This is a genomic window from Bradyrhizobium sp. Kon69 (assembly GCF_055807515.1).
Genome location: NZ_JBVVOS010000007.1, coordinates 228,630 through 254,408 on the forward strand (window position 1 = coordinate 228,630; position 25,779 = coordinate 254,408).

Annotated in this window: 21 protein-coding genes; 6 read left to right on the top strand and 15 right to left on the bottom strand. The window is 63.1% G+C overall.

Annotated elements, in window-relative coordinates; translation table 11 throughout:
* Positions 1 to 322: 322 nt before the first annotated feature.
* The 3 genes from fabA (at position 323) to fabI (ending at position 3,045) form a co-directional block, all read left to right on the top strand.
* Positions 323 to 844, top strand: coding sequence for a bifunctional 3-hydroxydecanoyl-ACP dehydratase/trans-2-decenoyl-ACP isomerase (gene fabA, locus AC0L3U_RS12360; RefSeq protein WP_456767018.1), 522 nt, complete (start codon positions 323 to 325; stop codon positions 842 to 844).
* Positions 845 to 883: 39 nt separating this feature from the next.
* The gene (gene fabB / locus AC0L3U_RS12365; protein WP_473361930.1) at positions 884 to 2,107 is read left to right on the top strand and encodes a beta-ketoacyl-ACP synthase I; all 1,224 of its coding nucleotides are present in this window, start codon (positions 884 to 886) and stop codon (positions 2,105 to 2,107) included.
* A gap of 137 nt (positions 2,108 to 2,244) precedes the next feature.
* On the top strand, positions 2,245 to 3,045 hold the full coding sequence (gene fabI / locus AC0L3U_RS12370; protein ID WP_473361931.1) for an enoyl-ACP reductase FabI: 801 nt from the start codon (positions 2,245 to 2,247) through the stop codon (positions 3,043 to 3,045).
* 89 nt (positions 3,046 to 3,134) lie between these two features.
* Here fabI and AC0L3U_RS12375 read toward each other — a convergent pair whose 3' ends face one another.
* From AC0L3U_RS12375 to AC0L3U_RS12390, 4 genes are all read right to left on the bottom strand, one after another.
* Entirely contained in the window at positions 3,135 to 4,013 is an 879-nt protein-coding gene (locus AC0L3U_RS12375; protein ID WP_473361932.1) for a hypothetical protein, read from the bottom strand.
* A 72-nt stretch (positions 4,014 to 4,085) separates the two neighbouring features.
* Positions 4,086 to 5,009, bottom strand: a complete 924-nt coding sequence (locus tag AC0L3U_RS12380) for a hypothetical protein (RefSeq protein ID WP_473361933.1) — start codon at positions 5,007 to 5,009, stop codon at positions 4,086 to 4,088.
* 3 nt (positions 5,010 to 5,012) lie between these two features.
* A complete protein-coding gene (locus tag AC0L3U_RS12385; protein WP_473361934.1) occupies positions 5,013 to 5,477 on the bottom strand; it encodes a GNAT family N-acetyltransferase in 465 nt (154 codons plus the stop codon).
* Between the two features lie 7 nt (positions 5,478 to 5,484).
* The gene (locus AC0L3U_RS12390) at positions 5,485 to 6,411 is read right to left on the bottom strand and encodes a hydrogen peroxide-inducible genes activator (RefSeq protein WP_018455793.1); all 927 of its coding nucleotides are present in this window, start codon (positions 6,409 to 6,411) and stop codon (positions 5,485 to 5,487) included.
* A gap of 114 nt (positions 6,412 to 6,525) precedes the next feature.
* Between AC0L3U_RS12390 and katG the strand changes: the two genes are divergently transcribed.
* Positions 6,526 to 8,694, top strand: coding sequence for a catalase/peroxidase HPI (gene katG / locus AC0L3U_RS12395; protein ID WP_473361935.1), 2,169 nt, complete (start codon positions 6,526 to 6,528; stop codon positions 8,692 to 8,694).
* Positions 8,695 to 8,881: 187 nt separating this feature from the next.
* A complete protein-coding gene (locus AC0L3U_RS12400) occupies positions 8,882 to 11,272 on the top strand; it encodes a hypothetical protein (protein WP_473361936.1) in 2,391 nt (796 codons plus the stop codon).
* Positions 11,273 to 11,378: 106 nt separating this feature from the next.
* Here the strand turns inward: AC0L3U_RS12400 and pnp are convergent, their stop codons facing one another.
* From pnp to rimP, 8 genes are all read right to left on the bottom strand, one after another.
* Entirely contained in the window at positions 11,379 to 13,532 is a 2,154-nt protein-coding gene (gene pnp, locus AC0L3U_RS12405) for a polyribonucleotide nucleotidyltransferase (protein ID WP_007598347.1), read from the bottom strand.
* 463 nt (positions 13,533 to 13,995) lie between these two features.
* A complete protein-coding gene (gene rpsO, locus AC0L3U_RS12410) occupies positions 13,996 to 14,265 on the bottom strand; it encodes a 30S ribosomal protein S15 (RefSeq protein WP_007598346.1) in 270 nt (89 codons plus the stop codon).
* A 3-nt stretch (positions 14,266 to 14,268) separates the two neighbouring features.
* Positions 14,269 to 15,387: a tRNA pseudouridine(55) synthase TruB gene (gene truB / locus AC0L3U_RS12415; protein ID WP_456767027.1), complete on the bottom strand. Its 1,119-nt coding sequence runs from the start codon at positions 15,385 to 15,387 to the stop codon at positions 14,269 to 14,271.
* Entirely contained in the window at positions 15,384 to 15,815 is a 432-nt protein-coding gene (gene rbfA, locus AC0L3U_RS12420) for a 30S ribosome-binding factor RbfA (protein WP_027514691.1), read from the bottom strand. The genes truB and rbfA overlap by 4 nt, the downstream gene beginning before the upstream one ends.
* Before the next feature lie 156 nt (positions 15,816 to 15,971).
* Positions 15,972 to 18,677: a translation initiation factor IF-2 gene (infB, locus tag AC0L3U_RS12425; RefSeq protein WP_473361937.1), complete on the bottom strand. Its 2,706-nt coding sequence runs from the start codon at positions 18,675 to 18,677 to the stop codon at positions 15,972 to 15,974.
* Positions 18,678 to 18,747: 70 nt separating this feature from the next.
* Positions 18,748 to 19,431: an RNA-binding protein gene (locus tag AC0L3U_RS12430; RefSeq protein WP_473361938.1), complete on the bottom strand. Its 684-nt coding sequence runs from the start codon at positions 19,429 to 19,431 to the stop codon at positions 18,748 to 18,750.
* 22 nt (positions 19,432 to 19,453) lie between these two features.
* The gene (nusA, locus tag AC0L3U_RS12435) at positions 19,454 to 21,064 is read right to left on the bottom strand and encodes a transcription termination factor NusA (RefSeq protein ID WP_007603900.1); all 1,611 of its coding nucleotides are present in this window, start codon (positions 21,062 to 21,064) and stop codon (positions 19,454 to 19,456) included.
* 2 nt (positions 21,065 to 21,066) lie between these two features.
* Entirely contained in the window at positions 21,067 to 21,846 is a 780-nt protein-coding gene (gene rimP / locus AC0L3U_RS12440) for a ribosome maturation factor RimP (RefSeq protein WP_473288314.1), read from the bottom strand.
* 362 nt (positions 21,847 to 22,208) lie between these two features.
* Between rimP and AC0L3U_RS12445 the strand changes: the two genes are divergently transcribed.
* Positions 22,209 to 23,291, top strand: coding sequence for a DUF2336 domain-containing protein (locus AC0L3U_RS12445; RefSeq protein WP_473361939.1), 1,083 nt, complete (start codon positions 22,209 to 22,211; stop codon positions 23,289 to 23,291).
* Here the strand turns inward: AC0L3U_RS12445 and AC0L3U_RS12450 are convergent.
* The 3 genes from AC0L3U_RS12450 to AC0L3U_RS12460 form a co-directional block, all read right to left on the bottom strand.
* Positions 23,288 to 23,998, bottom strand: a complete 711-nt coding sequence (locus AC0L3U_RS12450) for a tRNA (guanine(46)-N(7))-methyltransferase TrmB (protein WP_473361940.1) — start codon at positions 23,996 to 23,998, stop codon at positions 23,288 to 23,290. The two genes, AC0L3U_RS12445 and AC0L3U_RS12450, sit on opposite strands and share 4 nt — an antisense overlap.
* Positions 23,995 to 25,152 carry a M20 family metallopeptidase gene (locus AC0L3U_RS12455; protein WP_473361941.1) on the bottom strand — a complete coding sequence of 386 codons (1,158 nt, stop codon included), beginning with the start codon at positions 25,150 to 25,152 and terminating at the stop codon, positions 23,995 to 23,997. The genes AC0L3U_RS12450 and AC0L3U_RS12455 overlap by 4 nt, the downstream gene beginning before the upstream one ends.
* Before the next feature lie 85 nt (positions 25,153 to 25,237).
* Positions 25,238 to 25,651, bottom strand: a complete 414-nt coding sequence (locus tag AC0L3U_RS12460; RefSeq protein ID WP_007598327.1) for a helix-turn-helix domain-containing protein — start codon at positions 25,649 to 25,651, stop codon at positions 25,238 to 25,240.
* Positions 25,652 to 25,779: the final 128 nt, after the last annotated feature.

Below are 25,779 nucleotides of genomic sequence, written 5' to 3' on the forward strand. Positions count from 1 at the left end.
CCCAAACATATATGGAGAGATAGATGCAGATGCAAGTTTCTCGCAACTAGAGTGGTTCTAATCAGGTAGGGAACCGGCTTGGTGGCCCGTCATTTTACCTTCATGAGAGCGCTTTGCTACCCGAAATGGCCTGTGTTAGAGAGCCCGCGGTTCCGCTTAACCGATTTTGGCGCGACCCGGCATTGAAGGCCGCTCGCTATCGATCCAGGGTCCTTCGGTATTCTCGTCCGACAATGGCAACAGATGTTGCCTTTCGAACAGGAGAGGGCCCATTTTCGCCGGAAACGCCGCTCAATCGGGGTTTGAACACAAAGGCTTCCGCATGCTGAACAGGCGCAACGGTTACGAATATGAAGATCTGCTGGCGTGTGCCCGCGGCGAGATGTTCGGCCCTGGCAATGCGCAATTGCCGCTGCCGCCGATGCTCATGTTCGACCGCATTGCGGACATCAGCGAGACCGGCGGTGAATTCGGCAAGGGCGTGGTGCGCGCCGAGCTCGACGTGAAGCCCGACCTCTGGTTCTTCGGCTGCCACTTCAAGAACGATCCGGTGATGCCCGGCTGCCTCGGGCTCGATGCGCTGTGGCAAATGGTCGGCTTTTATCTGGGCTGGAGCGGCGGTGAAGGTCGCGGTCGCGCGCTTGGCCTGAACGAGCTGAAGTTCAGCGGCCAGGTGCTGCCGGAGGCCCGCAAGGTTGTGTACAACATCGATATCAAGCGCGTGATGCGTTCAAAGCTGGTGCTCGGTATCGCCGACGGATGGCTTTCGGTCGATGACCAGATTATCTATCGCGCGAAGGATTTGAAGGTCGGCCTGTTCAAGCAGGGCACGAGCCTGGGCTGAGCGCATCACCACGAAGACAACGATTGAGGCGAGGCTGTCATGAGGCGGGTTGTGGTCACCGGGATGGGCATTGTCTCCTCCATCGGAAACAACACCCAGGAAGTGCTTGCGAGCCTTCACGAGGCGAAGTCGGGCATTTCGCGGGCTGAGAAATATGCCGAGCTCGGCTTCCGTTCGCAGGTGCAGGGTGCACCGACGCTCGATCCTTCGACGGTGGTCGATCGCCGCGCCATGCGCTTCCTCGGTCAGGGCGCGGCGTGGAATCACGTCGCGATGGAACAGGCGATCCAGGATTCCGGTCTGTCGCCTGACGAAATTTCCAATATTAGCACCGGCATCATCATGGGCTCCGGCGGCCCGTCGGCGCGCACCATCGTCGAGGCCGCCGACATCACCCGCACCAAGGGACCGAAGCGCGTCGGGCCGTTTGCAGTGCCGAAGGCGATGTCCTCCACGGCCTCCGCGACGCTTGCGACCTGGTTCAAGATCAAGGGTGTGAACTATTCGATCTCGTCCGCCTGCGCCACGTCGAACCATTGCGTCGGCAACGCCTATGAGACGATCCAGATCGGCAAGCAGGACGTCATCTTCGCCGGCGGCTGCGAGGAGCTGGACTGGTCGCTGTCGGTGCTGTTCGACGCCATGGGCGCGATGTCCTCGAAGTACAACGACACGCCCGCCACAGCCTCGCGTCCCTACGACGTCAACCGCGACGGCTTCGTGATTGCCGGCGGCGCCGGCGTGCTGGTGCTGGAAGAGCTCGAGCATGCCAAGGCGCGTGGCGCGCGCATTTACGGCGAGATCGTCGGCTACGGCGCGACGTCCGACGGCTACGACATGGTCGCACCGTCAGGCGAGGGCGCCGAGCGCTGCATGCGCATGGCGATGTCGACCGTGAAGACCAAGGTCGACTACATCAATCCGCACGCGACATCGACCCCGGCCGGCGATCCGCCGGAGATCGATGCGCTTCGCAGGGTGTTCGGAAGCGGCGAGAAGTGCCCGCCGATCTCGGCGACCAAGGCGCTGACCGGTCACTCCCTGGGCGCAACCGGCGTGCAGGAAGCGATCTATTCGCTGCTGATGATGAACAATGGTTTCATCTGCGAGAGCGCGCACATCCAGGAACTCGACCCCGTGTTCGCCGACATGCCGATCGTGCGCAAGCGCATCGACAACGTCAAGATCGGCACCGTGCTGTCGAACTCCTTCGGCTTCGGCGGCACCAACGCCACGCTGGTGTTCAGCCGGCTGGATGCGTGACGTCCTTGCGGACGCGCTGGTAATTTTCTCGTCATGGCCGGGCTTGTCCCGGCCATCCACGTCTTGGTCCCGGCTTCGAAGGGCGTGGATGCCCGGGACGAGCCCGGGCATGACGAAAGCGGAAAGCGATCGAAACGATGCAGGAACTAATGAAAGGCAAGCGCGGTCTGATCATGGGCATCGCCAATGATCATTCGATCGCCTGGGGCATGGCGAAGACGCTGCATGCCCATGGCGCCGAGCTTGCCTTCACCTTCCAGGGCGAGGCCCTGGGCAAGCGCGTCAAGCCGCTGGCGGAGCAGCTTGGCGTCGACATGGTGCTGCCCTGCGACGTCGAGGACATCGCCAGCGTCGACGCCACATTCACGGCCTTGCGCGAAAAGTGGGGCCGGCTGGATTTCGTGATCCACGCGATCGGCTTCGCCGACAAGAACGAGCTCAAGGGCCGCTACGCCGACACCAGCCGCGAGAATTTTTCGCGTACCATGGTGATCTCCTGCTTCTCCTTCACGGAAGTGGCAAAACGCGCCGCCGAGCTGATGACGGAGGGCGGCAGCATGATCACGCTGACCTTCGGCGCCTCGGGACGCGCGATGCCGAACTACAACGTGATGGGCGTGGCCAAGGCGGCGCTGGAAGCCTCGGTGCGCTATCTTGCGTCGGATTTCGGACCGCGCGGCATCCGCGTCAACGCGATCTCCGCAGGCCCGATCCGCACGCTCGCCGGCTCCGGCATCGGCGAGGCGCGCGCGATGTTCGCCTTCATGCAAAAGCATTCCCCGCTCCGCCGCGGCGTCACGCTCGACGAGCTCGGCGGCTCCGCGCTGTATCTGTTGTCGGATCTCTCCGGCGGCGTGACCGGCGAGATCCACTATGTCGATAGCGGCTACAACACCGTCCTGATGCCGCGGCCGGACGATCTGAAGACGCAGGATTAGCTCTCGTAGAGTGGGCAAAGGCGCGCAAGCGACGTGCCCACGATTTCTTAAAATTGGGCCACGAACTTTTGCCGCGAGCGACGTGTTGATCAGCGTGCGTCGCTGTTGCGTGTCGCGCGTTGAAACCCGAGCAAGAGCGGCAGCGTCTTGTCGAGGCTTTCCGTCAGCATGGCGCGCACGCCGTCGCGCAGTGCGGGATTGTCGGCGGCATCTTCAGGGCGGGTTGGAAACGATTCTGCGGCTAGTTCGCGATAGGGGCCGCCGATTTGCACGCCCAGAAGCCTCTGCACCATGAGGGAATGATGCGTGTTGATCAGCGCAGAACTCTGTCTGACAACGGAAAAGTCGCGCCCGTCGAAGATGCGGACAAACGCCAGGGCATAGAGATAGATGCGACGCCCGAGCACCACATCATGGTTGAGGATGCCGAAGCCGCGGACCGTATAGTTGGATGACCCGAAAGGGCTGATTGAATTGAGGATCTGGATGTAGTGCCGGCAATTCGTTCCTTTCACGACCTCGCGCATGTATTGGGCCAGCTCCGCATTGAGATCGCGGAACAACCTGTCCTTCAATGTGTCCTTGGACTCGTCGTGGGGAGGAAATTTCGCCGGGTTGTAGGGGATTCTCAGAACGGATACGCCGGCAGGGATCGCGGCGCGAGTCCGCGCGAAGATCAGTTCATTGAGTCCCCAGCCCGGGATCGGGACAACCGTCTTCTTGTTCTGAAATACGGTCAGGCCGGTCGTCAGCACGGTGAACTCATCGCCGGTGGTGACGACGACACCGAAGTCGCACGAGCCGCCGACCACGGGAGCGGGTTTGGCCGTCCGCGTGGTCGTCTTGTTGTTGTTTTGCTTGACGGCTGATCCTGCCGTCTCCGTCCCTGGTGGTCCCGATTTGGTCTGCGCCCAGGCAGATGTCGAAAAGCACCACACGACAGCCGCCACCACGAGCAGCCGGGCCATAACCTCAAATGCAGCCCAGCCGCAGGAAGCGGACGAGCGATAGTCTTTGTCGCGTCCCCTCGGCAAAGGCGCTTACTCGCCCTTGATATACGCGGGTAGATACCTGTCCAGCTGGGCCGTGAGCAGGCTGCGTGTGCTGTCACGCAGCAATGCGCTGCTAGTCACCTGTTCCGGAGTCTTGGGAAATTCGAGATTGTTGAGGATTTGCATATTGTCGTTCTTGTTGGAGAAACTCGAAGCAATCACATCGCCGAAGCTGCGGGTAGGCGCCCGATGGATGTCGAAAGTCCGTCCGTCAAAAACGTTGATGCGGAAATAGGAAACCACGACGCCGCGCCCGGAAGGGCTCGCCCAATTCTTGTAGACCCCGAGGCCCTCGATTGATTGATTGGTGCCATCAACCGAAACGCGGGCTTTCGTGGCTACGACGTAACGTTCGCAATTTGAAGTTCCGGCGATCTGCCGCACCAGCGCCGTCAGGTCGTCACGGTCCTTGCGGAACAGTTTCGCTTCCGGATGATAGTAAGGCTTGAAGGCTCCGCTCGCGTAAGCGATCTTTCGGACAGCGGTGCCGGGCGCCGCGGCGCGAACCCTCGCGACGAACAGATCATCGATACCCCACGTCTCGATCGGCGCCTCCATGTACTCGTTTCCGAGCATCGTGAGGCCGACATGTTGCACCGAGAACTGGTCTCCGATCGCGGAAATGACGCCGATCTGGCAGGGGCCACTCTCCGCCCCGACTGGCTGTTGTGCAGCCGGTTTGGCCTTCGGCGCCGCCTTCTTGACTGCCTTCTTGGCCGGCGCCGCCGTCTGAGCGGGAGGCGCGGCGGTTGCGGGAGGGGTCTGCGCGGCTGCCGCAGTGAGCAGGGACAGCAACGCGATCAGCGAGACAGCAATTCGAAACATCGATTCCGGGAGATCAGGGCAGGAGGACGGCGGATACACCACACTAAATTGGAACCGTGACAACCGCAAGCTGCACCAGGCGACCACTGCCTATCCGGTACGTCCCGGCCGCCGCCACCTGTAATACTTCATCATAAACCCGTTCGATGGTTCGATCTCTTGCTTCTCGAACACAAAACCTTCGCGCTCGTACCAGCGCCAGGCTTTTTCGTTCTCGCGGACGCAGCGCAGAGACATCTCATCCGGCATTTGCGTGCGCGTGAAGGCGAGCAATTGGCGGCCGAGCGATTGACCCTGATAGACGGGCGCGACGAACAGCATGTCGAGATAGAATTTTGGCAGATGCAGCGCCAGCATCGCGGCGATCGTGCCGTTGTCGTCGGCAACGAACAGGCTCCAGCCGTCCTCGATCTCGCGCCGGATGCGTGCACGCAGGTTTGCCAGCAGGAAGTCGCTCGTCTCGCCGAGCCCGGTCGAGACCCAGCTCTCCATCCAGACACGGCCGATCTCGTCGTATTCGTCCGCGCGGGCCGGGCGGATGATGGGATGCGACATCGAGGCCTCAGGTCGGCTTGCTGCGCACGGATGGACGCGCGCGAACCTTACCCGCCGACAGGCACACTACCTCGGAGATCTGCAGCAGTTGCCGCGCCAGCGGGCTGGTCTTGCGCCAGACCATGCCGATGGTGCGTGACGGCTGCGGGTCGCGGAAGCGTGCCAGCGAGACCGAGGCCGATCGCGTCTCCACCGACACGGCCATCTCCGGGATCAAGGTGACGCCGATGCCGGCGCTGACCATCTGGACCAGCGTCGACAGCGAATTGGCGTCCAGCATCTCGCGCGGCGGCGCCGATTGCATGTTGCAGAATGACAGCGCCTGATCGCGGAAGCAGTGTCCTTCCTCGAGCAACAGCAGCCGCATCTCGCGCATCATCTCCCGCGATGGTGCCGGCGTTCCCTCGTCCGCGCTCGGCCGCACCAGCAGGAATTTTTCCTCGAACAGAGCGACCTCGGTGAGCGAGGGCTCGGACACCGGCAACGCCACGATGGCGGTATCGAGCCGACCTTCCACCAGTTCCTGGATCAGCCGCGGCGTCATCGTCTCGCGCACGCGGATGTCGAGCTCCGGATGCATGCGCGTCAGATTCTTGGTGATTGTCGGCAGCAGATAGGGCGCAATCGTCGGAATCATGCCGATGCGCAACCGTCCGGAAAACCGGTCCTGCGAGGCGCGGGCGAAATCGCCGAGCTCGTCGACCGAGCGCAAGATGTCGCGGACGCGCTGCGCGAGCTCCTCGCCGAATCGGGTCAGCGCCACCTGTCGGGCGCTGCGCTCCAGCAGCAGGCCGCCGAGCGCCTCCTCCAGCTCCTTGATCTGCATCGACAGGGCAGGCTGCGAGATCGAGCAGGACTCAGCCGCGCGGCCGAAATGACTGTGACGCGCCAGGGCGTCGAAATACCGGAGCTGGCGCAGGGTGAGGTTTAGCATCAGAAAATCTTATCGCTGCGATCATTAAAGTCAACTTCCCCTGATCGAACGTGAAGCTTAGAGTGCTTCCACCTGGTCAAAGGCGCGAGTTCGACGCCACCAGAGGAGGTATTCATGGACGACTCTTCAAAGTGCCCGTTTTCGGGTGGAAAACGCGTGCCGGCGAACCGCGATTGGTGGCCGACCCAGCTCAGCATCGAGATGCTGCACAAGAATTCGGCCAAGTCCGACCCGATGGACAAGGACTTCGACTACGCCAAGGAATTCAAGTCGCTCGACCTGAACGCGGTCATCAAGGACCTGACCGCTCTGATGACCGAATCGCAGGAATGGTGGCCCGCTGACTTCGGTCACTACGGCGGCCTCATGATTCGCATGGCCTGGCATAGCGCGGGCACCTATCGCACCACCGACGGTCGCGGTGGCGCCGGCGCCGGACAACAGCGTTTCGCGCCGCTCAACAGCTGGCCCGATAACGCCAATCTCGACAAGGCACGCCGTCTGCTCTGGCCGATCAAGCAGAAATACGGCCGCAAGATTTCCTGGGCCGATTTGATGGTGCTGGCCGGCAACGTCGCGCTGGAATCGATGGGCTTCAAGACCTTTGGCTTTGCCGGTGGCCGCGTCGACGTCTGGGAGCCGGAAGAACTGTATTGGGGTCCGGAAGGCACGTGGCTGGGCGATGAGCGCTACAGCGGCGAACGCCAGCTCGCCGAGCCGCTCGGCGCGGTGCAGATGGGCCTTATCTATGTCAATCCGGAAGGCCCGAACGGCAAGCCGGATCCGATCGCCGCGGCAAAGGACATCCGCGAGACGTTCGCCCGCATGGCGATGAACGACGAGGAAACCGTCGCGCTGATCGCCGGCGGCCACACCTTCGGCAAGACCCATGGTGCCGGCGATCCGTCGCTGGTCGGACCGGAGCCGGAAGCGGGCGCGCTCGAGGATCAGGGTCTCGGCTGGAAGAGCAAGCACGCTTCGGGCATTGCCGGCGATTCCATCACCAGCGGTCTCGAGGTCACCTGGACGACGACGCCGACGAAGTGGAGCAACAACTTCTTCGAGAACCTGTTCAAGTTCGAATGGGAGCTGACGAAGAGCCCGGGCGGTGCGCAGCAGTGGACGGCGAAGGGCGCCGAAGCGATCATTCCCGACGCCTTCGACAAGTCCAAGAAGCATCGCCCGACGATGCTGACGACCGATCTCTCGCTGCGTATGGATCCGGCCTATGAGAAGATCTCGCGCCGCTTCCTGGAGAATCCCGATCAGTTCGCGGACGCCTTCGCCCGTGCCTGGTTCAAGCTCACCCATCGCGACATGGGCCCGATCCAGCGCTATCTCGGCCCGCTGGTGCCGAAGGAAACGCTGATCTGGCAGGACCCGATCCCCGCCGTGAATCACGAGCTCGCCAGCGAGCAGGATATCGCCTCGCTGAAGACCAAGATCCTGGCTTCGGGTCTGTCGGTCTCGGAGCTGGTCTCGACCGCCTGGGCGTCGGCCTCGACGTTCCGCGGCTCGGACAAGCGCGGCGGCGCCAACGGCGCACGCATTCGCCTCGCCCCGCAGAAGGATTGGGAGGTGAACGAGCCGGCTCAACTCACGAAGGTTTTGGGCAAGCTCGAAGCGATCCAGAAGGACTTCAACGCGTCATCCGGTGCGAAGAAGGTCTCGTTGGCGGACCTGATCGTGCTCGGCGGCACCGCCGCGGTCGAGAAGGCCGCGAAGGATGCCGGCGTCGACGTCAAGGTCGGCTTCACGCCGGGCCGCATGGATGCCTCGCAGGAGCAGACCGACGCCGCTTCGTTTGCTCCGCTGGAGCCGCGGGCCGATGGCTTCCGCAACTTCATCGGCAAGCGGCAGCAGTTCATGATGCCCGAGGAGGCTCTGGTCGATCGTGCTCAGCTGCTCCGGCTTACCGGCCCGGAGATGACGGTGCTCCTCGGCGGTCTGCGTGTGCTCGGTGCCAATGCGAACGGTTCGAAGAACGGCGTCCTCACCTCGAAGGTGGGAACGCTGAGCAACGACTTCTTCGTCAACCTGCTCGACATGAGCACGCAGTGGACGCCGGCCGGCACCGACGGCACCTATGAGGCCCGCGACCGCAAGACCAACGCGGTCAAGTGGACGGGCACGCGCGTCGACCTGATCTTCGGTGCGCACTCGCAGCTTCGCGCCTACGCCGAGGTCTATGCCACGTCGGATTCCAAGGAGCAGTTCGTCAAGGACTTCGCCAAGGCCTGGACCAAGGTCATGAACCTCGATCGCTACGACATCGCGGCCTGATCCCAAAGCTCAGTGAGCGACAAACAAAAAGGGCGGCCGCGAGGCCGCCCTTCGTGTTTCTGGCAGGTAGCGAGATTTACTCGCCGGCCGCTTCGCAATGTTGGCATTGCGGGTGTCCTTGGACCATGCAATCTTAAGGAGATTGTTTGGCTTATTAATTTTCAGATAGTTAATCGCCGGGTGTGCCATGTGGAAGAAAGCTTGGGCCGCGGTCACGGTTGTCCTCTGGTTCTTCGTTCGTACAATTCGCTACCTTATCAAGCCGTTCGTCTGGCTAATCTCCCTTGCTATTGCGGTGCTGGCGGTTTTGGTTTTGGTCGTGCCGACGACGTCCCGCGACGTGGCCTATCGAAACATAGATCCTGCTTCCGAAACCTGCGGCTTCGCTCCCGATCGAGCTTGGGCGATTCTTGCCGATCCAGCTGGAGCGGCCGATGGTCCGGTTGACAATGACGAGATCAAGGCGATCAGGAATTTCCCATCTGGCGGATGGGAGAAGAAATTCTCCTGTTCGCTTCAGCGGCACACCATCCCCGGCGTCAACGGTGGCGAGCCACTCTTCTACAACCTGGCATTCGTTGAGTTCAGGGAAGATGGCTCGCCCTACGAACTGATCAAGGACCTTGGGCAGCCCTATACCATTGAAGAGCTATCGAGCCGCATTCGCTTTGTCAGTAGCAACAAGCGCGAGCCGATCACGCAGCTGCGGGCTCTGACAAACCTGCTGCGACAAACGAGCGGCCGGAACTACGTGGTGGTGTTCGTCCACGGCTGGCGGCATGACGCTCGGATCGGAGACGACAACGTTGGCGCGCTTCGTAGATATGCGGCACACGCCGCACGTTACCTGAAGGAGCGATGCAGAGCCGGCGAACAAGAGCAGTGCGAACGTATTGTGACGGCGGTCTACATCGGATGGCGAGGGGCAAGGATCGACGAGCCACGTATTGTCGACCCCCTTGTCGCAATCGGAGACTGGCTCGACGGCGGACCAGATAAATGCCGGGCAGACGATTCCGCCAAGCCTGCCGGCGGAGGCCCAAGTGCTCAAAGGTGCTGGCGGAGAATTATGAGCAGCTGGGGTAATGGTGCGGCGTCGCTCGTTACAGCCCTCACGTTGTTTGACCGGAAGCCGGTCAGTGAAACGATCGCGCCGCATGTCCTCACCGCCATACGATCAATCGAGAGCACGTTCGACGTCGTCAAGAATGGGCAGCTGCTGCACTACTACGACAGGGAGCAGAATCCGAATCGTCTCTTGGTGGTCGGTCACAGCTTGGGTGGGAATCTATTAGCGACTGCACTCGAGCACGACGCGCTCAAGCGCGTTGAATGGCAGTCCGCCCGTAATGCCGATTCGCGCGGGAGCAGGCAGACTCCAAACGGGGAGCGCACTTCATCGACGGCGAAGCAGCAGAATTATTTTGAGCCACCGCTCGGAAATCTTGTCGTCTTGATCAATCCGGCGGCGGAGGCCCGAAAATGGACGTCGATTCAGCGGGCGGTTTGGCGGCACATGGTCTTCCGGGAAGGCGAGGCAAGATCGGAGGAGGACTATGGTCATGAGTTCTTCCCGGACTACCAGCGTCCGGTTGTCGTCGCTGTTACGTCTGCGTTCGCCTGGCCGCCAGGCGGAATCCGTACGGAGGACTGCGCCGTCGCATTCAACTTCGACAAGGAGTTTAGGGACAATCCCCCTGTGACGGGGGGCGCGGATACCCTGCGCCGGAAGGAAGAGCGGCTACACACGGCAATCGATGACGTCGATCAGAAGTCAAAGAAGGGCGGCGTAGTCTACGATACCGCGACGCACGATCTGTTTCCCTTCTTCAAATTCGATTTCCGTCCGATGGCGGATCGACTCGATCGATACGCGCGGTACCTTGCCGAGCAGAAGGTGCCACGACTCTCCTGCGCAAGGGAACCGGAGATCAAGTCGTGGTGGCCGTGGCTGTTGGCAAAGGTTGCGGCGCATCTGCGCGATGCGCCATTCCAGAACTCGGACATGGAGGAGACCAGAACTATTGGCAATTTGGACGTCCCCAGGCACGCGGCTGGAACCCTTGATGATTATCTGATCCCCTCCAAGCCTTTCGGAACGACACACGAGATGCGCGGCCTCGCGAATGCTGCCAAGTCGATGTCGTATTCGAGCCTCGCAACGAGCCAGTTGGCGGAATGTCCGATCAGTCATTTTTGGCTGAGCCGGGCACGCCGTCAGCAGTCGCCCCACGGCACGAATTGGAATAGCAACGAGCTGGCGGCGGTCGCTTCAGATGAAGATCCGGCAGCGAAGTCATTATCGACGCGAATCACTCACGGTTTCGACATGGCCGGCATCACGCCGGTCACGCGTGCGAATGATCCTTTCTGGAATATGCGGGCTTTCGACGACGTGATTGCCGAGCACAGCGGCTATCGTCTTTCGTCTTTCATCTGTGCGATCAATCAATTGGTCATGGACGAAGCGACCAAGCTTCCTGGCCCGCCGGCGCCAACGGTCGCCGCAGAGGCTCCGAGGAATCCGGCAGACAGTCTCACTGCCTCGTCTCCGCCGGTGATCCTGAAGAAGGATTAATTGGCTATTCGGCTGCTCGCATCCTGCGATGAGATGCCAGAAGACGTGTTCAACAAAAAGGGCGGCCGCGAGGCCGCCCGTCGTGTTTCTGGCAGGTCGCGGAGATTTACTCGCCGGCCGCTTCGCGCGCGGGCTGCTGGCTCTCGCCCTTGCCCTCGAGGTCTTCGCCGGTCTCCTGGTCGACCACCTTCATCGACAGGCGGGTCTTGCCGCGGTCGTCGAAGCCGAGCAGCTTGACCTTGACCTTGTCGCCTTCCTTGACGACGTCGGAGGTCTTCTGCACGCGCGCCGAGGCGAGCTGGCTGATGTGGACGAGACCGTCCTTGGAGCCGAAGAAGTTCACGAAAGCGCCGAACTCCATCACCTTGACGACGGTGCCGTCATAGATCTGGCCGACTTCCGGATCGGAGGCGATCGACTTGATCCACTTGATCGCGGCCTTCATGGCCTCGCCGTCGTTGGAGGCGACCTTCACGGTGCCGTCGTCCTCGATGTTGACCTTGGCGCCGGTCTTCTCGACGATCTCGCGGATCACCTTGCCGCCGGTGCCGATCACTTCGCGGATCTTGTCGGTGGCGATCTTGAAGGTCTCGATGCGCGGCGCGTATTCGCCGAGCTCGGCACGGGCGTTGGTGAGCGCCTTCGACATCTCGCCGAGGATGTAGATACGTCCATCCTTGGCCTGGCCGAGCGCGACCTTCATGATCTCCTCGGTGATGCCCTCGATCTTGATGTCCATCTGGAGCGAGGTGATGCCCTGCTCGGTACCGGCGACCTTGAAGTCCATGTCGCCGAGATGGTCCTCGTCACCGAGGATGTCCGAGAGAACCGCGAAGCGCTTGTCTTCGAGGATCAGGCCCATCGCGATGCCCGCGGTCGGCCGCTTCAACGGCACGCCGGCGTCCATCAGCGCGAGCGAGGCGCCGCAGACCGATGCCATCGACGAGGAGCCGTTGGATTCGGTGATCTCCGACACCACGCGCGTGGTGTAGGGGAATTCGTGGTGCGGCGGCAGCACCGGGTGGATCGCGCGCCAGGCGAGCTTGCCGTGGCCGATCTCGCGCCGCTTGGTACCGCCGAGGCGGCCGGTCTCACCGACCGAGTAGGGAGGGAAGTTGTAGTGCAGCAGGAACGTCTCTTTGTACGTTCCAGACAGCGCGTCGATGTACTGCTCGTCCTCGCCGGTGCCGAGCGTGGTCACGACCAGCGCCTGGGTCTCGCCGCGGGTGAACAGCGCCGAGCCGTGAGCGCGGGGCAGCACGCCGACTTCGGCGACGATGTTGCGCACGGTCTTGGAATCGCGGCCGTCGATGCGCTTGCCGGTGTCGAGGATGTTCCAGCGAACGATCTTGGCTTCGAGCTCCTTGAACACGCCGCCGATGCGCAGCTTGTCGTATTTCGGCTCCTGGCCTTCCGGGAAGTAGTGCGCGATCACCTTTTCCTTGACCTTGCCGACCGCGGCGTAGCGATCCTGCTTGACCGGAATGGCGTAGGCGGCGCGCAGTTCCTGCTCGACCATGCCGAGCATTTCCTTTTCGAGCGCCGAATTGTCGATCGTGGTGACCTCGCGCGGCTCCTTCGCGGCCTTTTCGGCGAGCTCGATGATCGCGTTGATCACGGGCTGGAAGTGGCGGTGACCGAACATCACGGCGCCGAGCATGATCTCTTCGTTCAGCTCCTTGGCTTCCGATTCCACCATTAGCACCGCGTCCGCGGTGCCGGCGACGACGAGGTCGAGCTGGGTGTCGACCATCTCGTCGAGGGTCGGGTTGAGGATGAACTCGTCATTGGCGAAGCCGACGCGCGCGGCGCCGATCGGGCCCTTGAAGGGAGCCCCCGACAGGGTCAGCGCAGCCGACGAGGCTACCAGCGCGACGATATCGGGATCGTTCTCCATGTCGTGCGAGAGCACGGTGACGATCACCTGGGTCTCGTTGCGCCAGCCGTCGACGAACAGCGGACGGATCGGACGGTCGATCAGGCGGGAAACCAGCGTTTCCTTCTCGGTCGGACGACCTTCGCGCTTGAAATAGCCGCCGGGAATGCGGCCGGCTGCGTAGGTCTTCTCCTGGTAGTCGACGGTCAGCGGCAGGAAGTCGACGCCTTCGCGCGGCGACTTCGCGGCAACGACGGTGGCGAGCACCACGGTCTCGCCGTAGGTCGCGACGACGGCGCCGTCGGCCTGGCGGGCGATCTTGCCGGTTTCGAGCTTGAGAGGGCGTCCACCCCAGTCGATCTCGACTGAATGCTTATTGAACATAGAGGTCTTCTTTCATGGGTTCTCGAAAGAAGGACGGGTCGAAAAACAAAAACCATGCGCAAGATTGCGGGACGTTGATCGAAGCGGGCGATCAGCGTCCTGCGATCCTGCCATGGTTTTTGGATTTCGGATGGCGTCCATCCCTTCGGGTCATACGGGCGCCTTGCCCGTTGTGCCCAGCCGCCGGATTGCTGCTGGACTGTCAGTCGGCACGAACGCGAACACCGAAGCGCGGTGTTCGCCCATCATGCCCCGGATGCTCGCCGTCACTCGAGTATGATCCGGAAAAGTGCAAAGCGGTTTTCCGACAAGATCATGCTCAAACAACAATCCAAAGTGCGATTTTATCGCGCTTTGGGCTCGCATCCGACGCGCACGCAGCCTCGACGAAAAACCTTTAAACAAACGCTTTCGTTCGAAATCACGCGCGAAAACGCGCGCCGTTTGGCGCGCGCAAGAACTCTTAACGACGAATGTTGTGCTTCTCGAGCAGCGCCTTGTAGCGCGCCTCGTCCTTTTTCTTCACATAGTCGAGGAGCGAGCGGCGGGTCGAGACCAGCTTCAAGAGGCCGCGACGCGAATGGTTGTCCTTCACGTGGGTCTTGAAATGGTTGGTGAGGTTGGCGATGCGTTCCGACAGGATCGCGACCTGAACCTCTGGCGAGCCGGTATCGCCGGCCTTGTTGGCATTCGTCTTGATGACTTCCGCTTTGCGTTCTGCGGCAATCGACATCGGTCAATTTCTCTCGTTGCGATCGGCGCTGGCAGTCAGGCCGGTCAGGTTGAACACACGCTTGGGGATGATTTCGCCATTGCCGACTTCGGCAAGCGCGAGAAGTCGGCCTGCCACCGTGACATAGACTGTGCCGCTACAAGTGGGCGCATCCCGTCCGCGCAACAAAACGGCTTGGCCCCGATGGAGCCTTGCCGCATCAGCCCGAGTGACGGCCAGTGCCGGGATGTCGTCCAGCGCGGTCTCAACGGGCATAAGCGCGTCGGCGAGGCTACCCTCGCCGGACGCGGCTCTATCGCACAAAGCCTCCAACTGATCCAGCGGAATCATGTCGTTCTCGCCAAATGGGCCGACCAGGGTCCGCCGCAGCGCGCAGATATGGCCGTAAGTGCCGAGAATCCGGCCCATATCGCGGGCCAGCGCGCGAACATAGGTGCCCTTGCCGCATTCGGCCTCGAACACGGCATGGTCGCTATCCGGTTGATCTACAAGGCTTAAACGGTGAATCTCGACCGGGCGGGGGGCCAGTTCCACGATCTCGCCGTCGCGGGCCAGGTCGTAGGCGCGCTCGCCCTGGACCTTGATCGCGGAATAGCGCGGCGGGATCTGCTGGATCACCCCGGTGAAACGGGGCAGCAGGGCCTCGATGGCCTGCCGGGTCGGGCGCTGGTCCGAGGTTGCGGTCGCCCGGCCCTCGATGTCGTCGGTGTCGCGCTCCTCGCCCCAGCATACCGTGAACCGGTAGCGCTTGCGGCCGTCCATAACGAAGGGAACGGTCTTGGTGGCCTCGCCGAGCGCGATCGGCAGGCCGCCGGAGGCGAGCGGATCGAGCGTGCCGGCATGGCCGGCGCGTTTGGCGTTGAACAGGCGCTTGAGCACGGCAACGGCCTGCGTCGAGGTCATGCCGATCGGCTTGTCGAGCACGACCCAGCCGTGGACGTCGCGGCGGTCGCGGCGCGGCTGGTTGCCCTTCTGCTTGTTGGCGCGCGGATCGTTGTTGACGCGGCGCGGCTCCTGAGGCGGCTGAGAATTGCCGCCCATGTCCGCAAAATTATTTTTCTGCACGTCGAGCTGATCGGCCTCTTCGCCGCCGATCGTGCCGTGAGCCGGGTCCATCGTCATCGTTCTTCTTCCCGATCCGAATCCGGATCCTGTTCCAGGTCCTTCTGCACCGCGGGTGTTCGCAAAAGCTTCTCGATCCGTTCCGCTTCGTCGAATCGTTCGTCGACGCGGAAGCGAAGGTCAGGTGCAAATTTCAGGTTAACGCGCCGCGCGACCTCGCCGCGCAGGAATTTCTTGTTGCGCTCGAGCGCAGCGAGGACGATCTCGGTATCGCGGCCACCGAGCGGCATCACATAGACTGTTGCGAGCTTCAGGTCGGGCGACATCCGCACCTCCGGCACGGTGATGATGTGGCCTTCGAGGTCAGCATCATGCACGCTGCCTTGCGCCAGAATCTCGGCTATCGCATGGCGAACCTGCTCGCCGACCCGCAACTGACGTTGCGAGCCGCCGGACGCGGAACTCTTTTTCTGATGATGGCGGGGCATGGTCTGAAAATCACCTCGTCGTGCCCGCTTTTGGGACACGGGCATTGTCATTTGTCTTGCTGAAACGAAGAGGGGTGGATGGCCGGAAAAAATCCGGCCATCGCACTCCCGCAATTCAGTTCAAAAAAGATCCGGGCGCTTCGGTAAGATTTGGACTTACAGGGAGCGCTGGATCGTCTCCACGCGGTAACACTCGATGACGTCACCGGCGCGCATGTCGTGATAGTTCTCGAAGGCCATGCCGCATTCCTGACCGGACTGGACTTCCTTCACTTCGTCCTTGAAACGCTTCAGCGTCGACAGCTTGCCTTCGTGCACAACGACGTTGTCGCGGATCAGGCGCACGTTGGCGCCGCGTTCCACGGTGCCGTCGGTGACGCGGCAGCCGGCGACCTTGCCGACCTTGGAGATGTTGAAGATCTCCAGGATCGCGGCATTGCCGAGCATGGTTTCCCGCAGGGTCGGCGCAAGCAGGCCGCTCATGGCCTTCTTCACGTCGTCCACGAGGTCGTAGATGATGTTGTAATAACGGATTTCGATGCCGTTGCGCTTGGCGGCCGCAGCGGCCTCCTTGTTCGCACGAACCGAGAAGCCGATGATCGCGGCGTTGAAGCCTTCCGCGAGCGTCACGTCCGATTCCGAGATGCCGCCGACACCGGCATGCAGGATACGCGCGGCGACCTCGTCGGTGCCGAGCTTCTCCAGCGAGCCGAGGATCGCTTCCAGCGAGCCCTGCACGTCGGCCTTGATGATCAGCGGGAATTCCTTGCGGCCCGCCGTCTTCAACTGCGACATCATCTGCTCGAGCGAGCCGCGCATGCCGGAGATCGAGGCCGCCGCGTTCTCGCGCTTCTGGTGCGCGCGGTAGCTGGTGACCTGGCGGGCGCGGGCTTCGTTCTCGACCACGGCGAGACGATCGCCGGCTTCCGGCGGACCGTTGAAGCCGAGCACCTCGACCGGCACCGACGGACCTGCCTCCTGCACCGTCTCGCCCTGATCCGAGATCAGCGCGCGGACGCGGCCCATTTCGGCGCCGGCGACGATGATGTCACCGACACGGAGCGTGCCGCGCTGGACCAGAACGGTCGCGACCGGACCGCGGCCGCGATCGAGCTTGGCTTCGATCACGGTGCCTTCGGCCGGACGATCGGAATTGGTCTTGAGGTCGAGGATGTCGGCCTGGAGCGCGATCATCTCGAGCAGCTTGTCGAGATTGGTCTTGTTCTTGGCCGACACTTCGACGTCGACGACTTCGCCGCCGAAGGATTCGACCTGCACCTCGTGCTGGAGCAGCTCGGTGCGCACGCGCTCGGGCTTGGCGTCGGGCTTGTCGATCTTGTTGATGGCAACGATGATCGGCACCCGCGCCGCCTTGGCGTGGTTGATGGCTTCGATCGTCTGCGGCATCACGCCGTCGTCGGCCGCAACCACGAGCACGACGATGTCGGTCACCTTGGCGCCGCGGGCGCGCATCGCGGTGAACGCGGCGTGGCCGGGCGTGTCGATGAAGGTGATCTTCTTGCCGCTTTCGGGCGACAGCACCTGATAGGCGCCGATATGCTGGGTGATGCCGCCGGCTTCGCCGGAGACCACGTTGGCATGGCGGAGCGCGTCGAGCAGCGAAGTCTTGCCGTGGTCGACGTGGCCCATCACGGTCACGACCGGCGAGCGCGGCTCGGTGTCGGTGGAATCATCGATGGCGTCGAACAGGCCTTCTTCAACGTCGGACGCGGCAACGCGCTTGACGGTGTGACCGAGCTCCTCGGCGATCAGCTGCGCGGTGTCGGCATCGATAACGTCGGTGATCTTATGGATCGCGCCCTGCTTCATCAGCATGCGGATGATTTCCACCGCGCGCTCCGACATGCGGTTGGCGAGCTCCTGGATGGTGATCGCTTCCGGAATGACCACCTCGCGGATGAGCTTTTCTTTCGGCTCGTTCGCGGCATGGCCCTTCAGACGCTGGGTGCGGCGGCGGAACGAGGCGATCGAGCGCTCGCGGACGTCGTCGGCATTGAAGGCGGTGACGACCGTCAGGCGGCCGCGCTCCTTCTGCGGGCCGGGCTTGTGGGTGGGCTTGGGAGCGACCACAGGCCGCGCAGCGCCGCCGGGGCCGCGACGGATCTGGCGCGGACCCTCGTCCTCGTCCGGTCCGGCCGCGACAGCGGGGGCGCGGCCCACCGGGCCTCCCGGCCGTTGCGTGGTCGTTCCGGGCCGCGCGGTCGTTGTTCCCGGGCGTGCCGTGGTGGTTGTGCCGGGGCGCGCCGTGGGCGCTCCGGGCCGCGCTGCAGGAGCGGCCGAGGTCGCAGTTGCAGGGCGCGCCGTAGATTGCGGTTGCTCGCCTTCGCCAAAACGCTTCTTGGCCTCGGTTTCGGCCTTCCGCTTGGCTTCCTCTTCGTGGCGGTGACGCTCCTCCTCGGCCTTGCGGCGGGCTTCGGCGGCCTCGCGATCGGCACGCTCGGCGCTTTCGCGGACCGCGCGGCGCTGCGCCTCTTCCTCGGCATGGCGGCGCTCTTCGACTTCGCGCACCTTGGCATCGGCCAGCGCGCTGGCGCGGGCGGAACGTTCGTCCTCGGTCAGCGTACGCAGCACCACGCCGGAGCCGGCGTTGCGCGGCGGCGCGGGGCGGGCCGGAGCAGGCTTGGGCGCGACGGCGGCCGGCGCGGGCTTCGCCACCTCGGCCACCTGCGGCTCGGGGCTGCCGTCGACACGGCGCTTGCCACGCTTCTCGACCACGACCTGCTTGCTACGGCCATGACTGAAGCTCTGGCGCACGGTGCCCGTTTCGACGCGCGGCTTGAGCGATAGCGTCTTGCTCGGAACGCTCAGCTTCTTGTCGCCAGGGGTCTTGGTATCAACCATTAAGCAGTCCTAATCCTGATCTTGTTGTCTTGTGCGTTGCCGCACCGTGCTATCGGGTGGTCGTTGTCTCTCAGAAATCCTGGCCGGGCTTTTCGGCAGTCCTGTCAGCGTCCGCCATCCGGTATCGGACCAGCATCTGGCTACGTGACAGGAATGACTTGCTCGCCGGGCCCGCGAGCAGGGCAGCATGTATCACATTTGACCGGGTAAGTGCCAAATCCAATTCTGTCGATTTTAGTGCGGTGACGACGGGAATCGGCGGCTTGGCGCCGCGATTTCCCTCATTTTGACGCGCCAGCATGTCCAATTTGCGGATTCCGTCCGCGGCCCCGTCGCTGGCATGGATCAGGACCTCGACCGTACCTTCCCGAAGCGCGCTTTCGACCTTGCCGAAACCGGCCACGATCTGGCGCGCCTTGGCTGCAATCCCAAGGGCTTCGACCACGCTCCGGACCAGGAGCGCCTCGAGGTCGACGGGAAGCGTCTGAGGGATGCGCAGCTCGCGCTTGAAGGCTTTGGTGAAATGGTGACGCCGAACGGCTTCCGCAACCACCTCGCGCGAGGCGGTGACCCACATGCCGCGTCCGGGCAGCTTGCGCTTGAGATCGGGAACTATGTGCGCTTGCGGCGAGACGACGAAGCGGATCAGCTCGTCGATCGGCCGGACCTCGCGGCTGACCACACACATCCGCATGGTCGCGGACCTTTCGGTCCGCGGTCCATGGTCGAGTTCGGGGTCAGTATCGGCGAGCATCCGGGTGACATCCTCCTTCGCCTTAAGCCGGCTGATCTTCGGTCGCCTCGGCCTCTTCGGCGGGCTTGGCGAGATCGGCCTCGGTGATCCAGCCGGCCTTGACACGGGCCTGCATGATCATCGCTTCGGCATCGTCACGGGAGATTTCGAGGCCATCGAGCGCGCCCGGATATTTGGTCTGCTCGCCGCCTTCCTTGCGCTCGGTCCAGCCGACCAGATCGTCCGTGGCGCAACCGGCGAGGTCGTCGACCGTCTTGATGTCGTTCTCGCCGAACTTCACCAGCATCTTCGAGGTGACGCCGGGCACGTCCTTCACGGCGTCCTCGACGCCGAGCTCCTTGCGCCTAGCCTCGAGTTCGGCTTCCAGCTGTTCGAGATATTCCCGGGCGCGGTTCTGGAGTTCCTGCGCAGTCTCCTCGTCGAAACCTTCGATGCCGGCGAGTTCCTTGACGTCCACCATCGCGAGTTCCTCGACCGAGGTGAAGCCTTCCGACGCCAGCAATTGGCCGACCACTTCGTCGACATTGAGCGATTCCATGAAGACGCGGGTGGAGTTCTCGAAATCGGCCTGGCGGCGCTCCGATTCCTCCTGCTCGGTCAGGATATCGATGTCCCAGCCCGTAAGCTGCGAGGCCAGACGCACATTCTGGCCGCGGCGGCCAATCGCCAGCGAGAGCTGGTTGTTGGTGTCGGGCACGACGACCTCGATGCGCTCGCGGTCTTCGTCGATGACGACCTTGGAGACTTCGGCCGGCGCCAGCGCGTTGACCACGAAGGTCGCGATGTCGGGCGACCAGGGGATGATGTCGATCTTCTCGCCCTGCAATTCGTTCACCACCGCCTGCACGCGCGAACCGCGCATACCGACGCAGGCGCCGACCGGATCGACCGAGGAATCGCGGGAAATTACGCCGATTTTGGCGCGCGAGCCGGGATCGCGGGCGACCGCCTTGATCTCGACGATGCCGTCATAGATCTCGGGCACTTCCTGCGCGAACAGCTTTGCCATGAACTGCGGATGGGTGCGGGAGAGGAAGATCTGCGGCCCGCGGGTCTCGCGGCGGACATCGAAGATGTAGGCGCGGACGCGGTCGCCGTTGCGGAACACTTCGCGCGGCAGCATCTCGTCGCGGCGGATGATGGCCTCGCCGCGGCCGAGATCGACGATCACGCTGCCATATTCGACGCGCTTGACGACGCCGTTGACGATGTCGCCGATGCGGTCCTTGAATTCCATATATTGCCGGTCGCGCTCGGCCTCGCGCACCTTCTGCACGATCACCTGCTTGGCCGACTGCGCGGCGATGCGGCCATATTCCAGCGGCGGCAGGGTGTCGGCGATGGTGTCGCCGACCTGGGCACCGGGATTGGCGCGCTGCGCATCCACCAGCGAGATCTGGTTGGAATGGTTTTCGACCGTCTCGACCACCAGCATGTGGCGCGACAATCGGAGCTCGCCCTTCTTCGGGTCGATCTCGGCGTGAACGTCGGTCTCGCTGCCGTAACGGGCCCGCGCCGCCTTGGCGATGGCATCCTCCATCGCCGCGATGACGATGCCGCGGTCGATCGATTTCTCGCGCGCAACGGCGTCGGCGATCTGAAGCAATTCAAGTCGGTTGGCGCTGACTGCCATGGCTAGTCTCCTTCGTCAGGATCGATCTCGCCCCGTCGCGCGCGTTCGGCGGCCAGGCGATGTTTCTTGGTGTTTGTCGGAGCCGGCTTCTTCGTAGTTGCCGGCGCCGGCTTCTTAGCCGGCTTGGTGTTCTTGGTCGTCTTTTCGCTGATGCTGGCGTGCGGCGCAGCCGGCGGCTCCAGGCCGAGATTGCGGCGCATCTCGCGTGCCTGGGCTTTGCCGCGGCGCATGGATTCCGCGATCAGCTCGTCGGTCAGCACTAGCCGCGCCTCGGCGATATCTTCCATCGTCAGGAGCACGTCGGCAGCCTCGGCCGCCTTGACGTCGTCGCGATGCAGATGCACCTGGTCGCCTTCGACGGGGCCGATTGTGCCGCGGAACCGCTTCCGCCCATCATGGGCGACCGCCATCTCGATCTTCACCAGATGCCCGGCATAACGCTCGAAATCGGAGCGGCGCACCAGCGGGCGGTCGATCCCCGGTGAGGAGATTTCCAGCCGATAGGCGCGATCGACGGGATCGGCGACGTCGAGCACGGGCGACAGCGCCCGCGAGATCGCCTCGCAATCCTCGATCTGCATGGAGCCGTCCGGCCGCTCGGCCATAACCTGCACGGTGCAGCCGGATTCCCCGGAAATGCGGATTCGCACCAGGCGGTAGCCCATGCCTTCGAGCACCGGCCCGGCGACCGCGGACACCCGTGCCGCCACGCCCGGCTCGACTACGAGCCTCGGCTCGGCCAGCAGTTCGGCATCCGTGGAACCAGGGTTCGGTTCGGTCATGTCAGAGGTCAAGGCGCTCGATATGGTTAAGGCTTGGTTTAAGATCTCAAAGCTCGCTTCGGAACTCTCCCGACAGATCGCCGGGCCGCACATCTTCCACCAAGCCGCGTTCAGGTAATAAAAAAGAGCGGGTCCTTTCGGGCCCACTCTCACTACGCGGATCGTATGAGAAGATGAATTGGCGCTGATATAGCCCTTTCCGTCTTCCCGGACAAGGCCCATGCAGGGCCGGCTGGGCTTTTTGCGCCCGGCCTGCGGCCCCGCGCAACGCTTCCTTCACCTCCGAGGCCTAAATTCCTGATTGTGGGGCGGCTTGGACTAAGGGCGCACCCGCGGCGTGCCCCGTACGAGTTTGCGTTTTCATGACCGTTGCCACGTCGCTCATTCCTGGACTGGACGATATCGTCAAACGCGGCGACCCGCGGCGTCGCGGCGAGATCGCGCACGCCATCTCCCAATTGTTCTTTCAGGACGCCGAGAACCTCCGTCCCGATGCCATCGATCTCTTCGACAACCTGCTGATCGATCTCGTCCCGCATGCCGAGCTCGCCTCGCGCGTCGATCTCGCCGAACGCTTCTCGCGCCTGAACAACGCGCCCCGGCATCTCGTGAGTCAGCTCGCGCGCGAAAACGAAATCGCGGTGGCGGGCCCCGTGCTGCGCCATTCGCCCGTGCTCGACGACGCCGCTCTCGTCGAAATTGCGCGACTGAAGGGCCAGGGCCATCTGCTCGCGATGAGCGAGCGACCCACGCTGTCGGCTGTCATCACCGACGTGCTGATCGAGCGCGGCGATCGCGACGTGGTGCGCCGCGCCGCGGGCAATTCCGGCGCGGTGTTCTCGCCTGGCAGCTATTCGGAGCTGATCAAGCGTGCCGCGCAGGACGGCGTGCTGACGCTCAGGATCGGCCAGCGCAGCGATCTTTCGGGCGAGAACCTGAAACAGCTTCTCGACGGTACGCTTGACGTCATCCGCCGTCGCCTCTCGAGCGTGGTCAATCCCGTGCGCCAGGTCGAGATCAAGCGCGCCATGGCGGCCATCGAGGAAGCCACGCTGCCGCCCGGACCGCGTCGCGATTTTTCGGGAGCGCAACGTACGATTCTGGCCTTGCATCGCGGGGGTCATCTTGGCGAGAGCGCGCTGTTTGGCTTCGCGAAGGCCCACAAATACGAGGAGGCGATCGCGTCGCTCTCGGCGATGTCCGGCGTCCGCCTCTCGGTCCTCGACCGCCTGATCACGGGTGACCGCTACGATCCAATTCTGGTTCTGGCGCGTGTGCTGAATGTCAGCTGGCCGACGGTGCGTGCACTGATCCTGATGTGGTACGGCCCGAATCGCACGCCGGCCGATGCCGATCTTGAGCAGGCGCGCGCCAATTTCACGCGGCTGATGCCGACGACCGCCGAGCGCGTCGTGAATTTCTGGCGCAACCGGCAGACGATCTAAACCCGCCTGAATCGCAGATACGCCGCCTTGCGGCCTTCGCGCGTGGCCTTTCGGCCATAGCGCGTCATCGTGTATCCGTCCCACGGCAGGCGAAAATCATCGGCGCGCTCCGCGAGCCAGACAAAGTCCTGCGAGCGCGACAGATGCGACAGCGTCCAGGCGCAGTAATCGTCGATGTCGCAGACGAAACGAAATTCGCCGCCGGCTTTCAACACGCGCGCCATCGCGGCGATGGTCCGGTCCTGGACGAAGCGCCGCTTCCAGTGCCGCCGTTTCGGCCAGGGGTCGGGATGGATCAGGTCGATGCGCGACAGCGAAGCCTTCGGCAGCCAGGCCAGGAGCTCGGCGGCATCACCTGCGAACAGGCGGATGTTGCCGATCTCGGCGGCCTCGATCTGCGCGAGGATCTTCGCCATGCCGTTGACGTAAGGCTCGCAGCCGATGAAGCCGGTTGTGGCGAAGTTTTGCGCTTCCGCCGCAAGATGCTCGCCGCCGCCGAAGCCGATCTCAAGCCGCAAATCGTCGACTGCGGGGACGAAGATCTCGCGGGCATCCGCCGGTGCTTCGCGGTCGATGGCGAGCGCAAGACGCGGCAGCAGATGATCGATCAGCTCGGCCTGGTGCTGCCTGAGCTTGTGGCCCTTGCGGCGCCCGAAGAAGGCGCGCTCGCTGTCCTCGCGATCGGGATCTGATTTGCGCTCACTCATCGTAGCGTCTGGTACAGGCGATGGAGCAGCCGCGCGCGCGGTTCGAGCGACGAGACATAGAGCTGCTCATAATGAGTGTGCGCGCCCTTGCCGTCGACGCCGAGCCCGTCGAGCGTCGCGGTGTGGGCCGCGGTGAAATTACCATCCGAGCCGCCGCCGGTGTGAACGTCGACCAGCTCGAAGCCGATCTCTGCGGCAACCGTCTTTGCATGTTCGTACAGCGAGGCGCCTGCATTGCTCTTCTCGTAAGGCGGACGATTGAGTCCGCCCGTGACCTTGACGGTGACGCCATCCGTCCTCGATGCCAGGGCGAGGATCTTGCCGACGAATTCATCCGCGTCCTTGAAGCTCGGCACGCGCAGATCGATTTCGGCATAGGCTTCTTCCGGCGTCACGTTGGGCCGCGTGCCGCCGCGCACCACGCCGACATTGACGGTGACGCCGCGCGCCAGATCGTTCATCGCTTCCAGCGCCAGGATGACGTTGGCGAGCTCGCGGATCGCGCTGCGGCCATCCTGGGGCCGCGTCCCGGCATGCGCGGGCACGCCCTTGATGAACACTTCGAATCGCCCGACGCCCTTGCGGCCGGTGACGATCTTGCCGCCATCGCGGGCCGGCTCCGTCACCAGGACGTATTTCGCCTTGCGCCCTTCGGTCTCGATGAGTGCGCGAGAGGTGGGGCTTCCGATCTCCTCGTCCGAGGTGAATAGGTGGGTGATGCCGAGCGGCGAGCGATCGGCCGTGGCGCAAAGCGCGCGAAAGGCGTGGTGGGCGATGTAGGCGCCGCCCTTCATGTCGTAAATGCCGGGACCGAACGCGCTGTCGCCTTCGACCTTGAACGGCAGGCGCTCGATGAATCCCATGGGGTGAACGGTATCGAGGTGGCTCAGCACCAGGATGCCGGGCCGGTCCTGGCCCCAGGTCGAGCGCGCCACGAGATGATCGCCGCAGCCATCGACGCCGGCGATGCGCTCGAGCGTAACAGGGAGATCGCGGTATTGCTCCGCGACTATTGAGACCAGCTTGTTGACCTGTTCAGGTGCGTCCGTTGGCGTCTCGACCTCTACCCAGCGGCGGATGCCATCGAGAATAGTTTGGGAATCGAACCAATTGGAGCTGACCATGAGTGCATCTGTGCCTTTGAATCGCATCATCGAGGAAGACGCGCATCAAAGCGCGGCCGCAAATGACGACATAGGCCAGATTTGACGCAGTCTCAAATCGGATTGAGATGCCGCGTCAGCGCTTGTCGGGGCCTTCGCGAGCCGCGATCTGCTCGACGAGATCGACGATCGAGCGGCGCATCTTCGAATCGGTGATTCGGGTGAACGCCTTGGTCAAGGCCAGTCCTTCGGACGTCGCGAGAAAATCCGAGACGTAAGACGGCGATGCGCCTTCTGCGAAGCCGTCCGGCCCCGCCACGCCGCTCGGACCGCCCTCGAACAGGAAGGACACCGGCACCTGGAGAATTTCGGCAATTTGCTGGATGCGGCTCGCGCCGACCCGGTTTGTGCCCTTCTCGTATTTCTGAACTTGTTGGAAGGTCAGGCCCAAAGCTTCACCGAGCTTTTCCTGGCTCATGCCCAACATGATGCGGCGCATCCGCACGCGACTGCCGACATATTTGTCAACAGGGTTGGGCGCTTTCGACATTTCCTCAGCCCTCCAAACATCACCTTCGGCGCAATCAGGAATGCCTCAGGTGTAAGCAACGTCAAAATCAGACCCTGTTATTGGAAAACATTGCGGAGAAATTTAGCAATGCCCACTGTCTTTTGCAG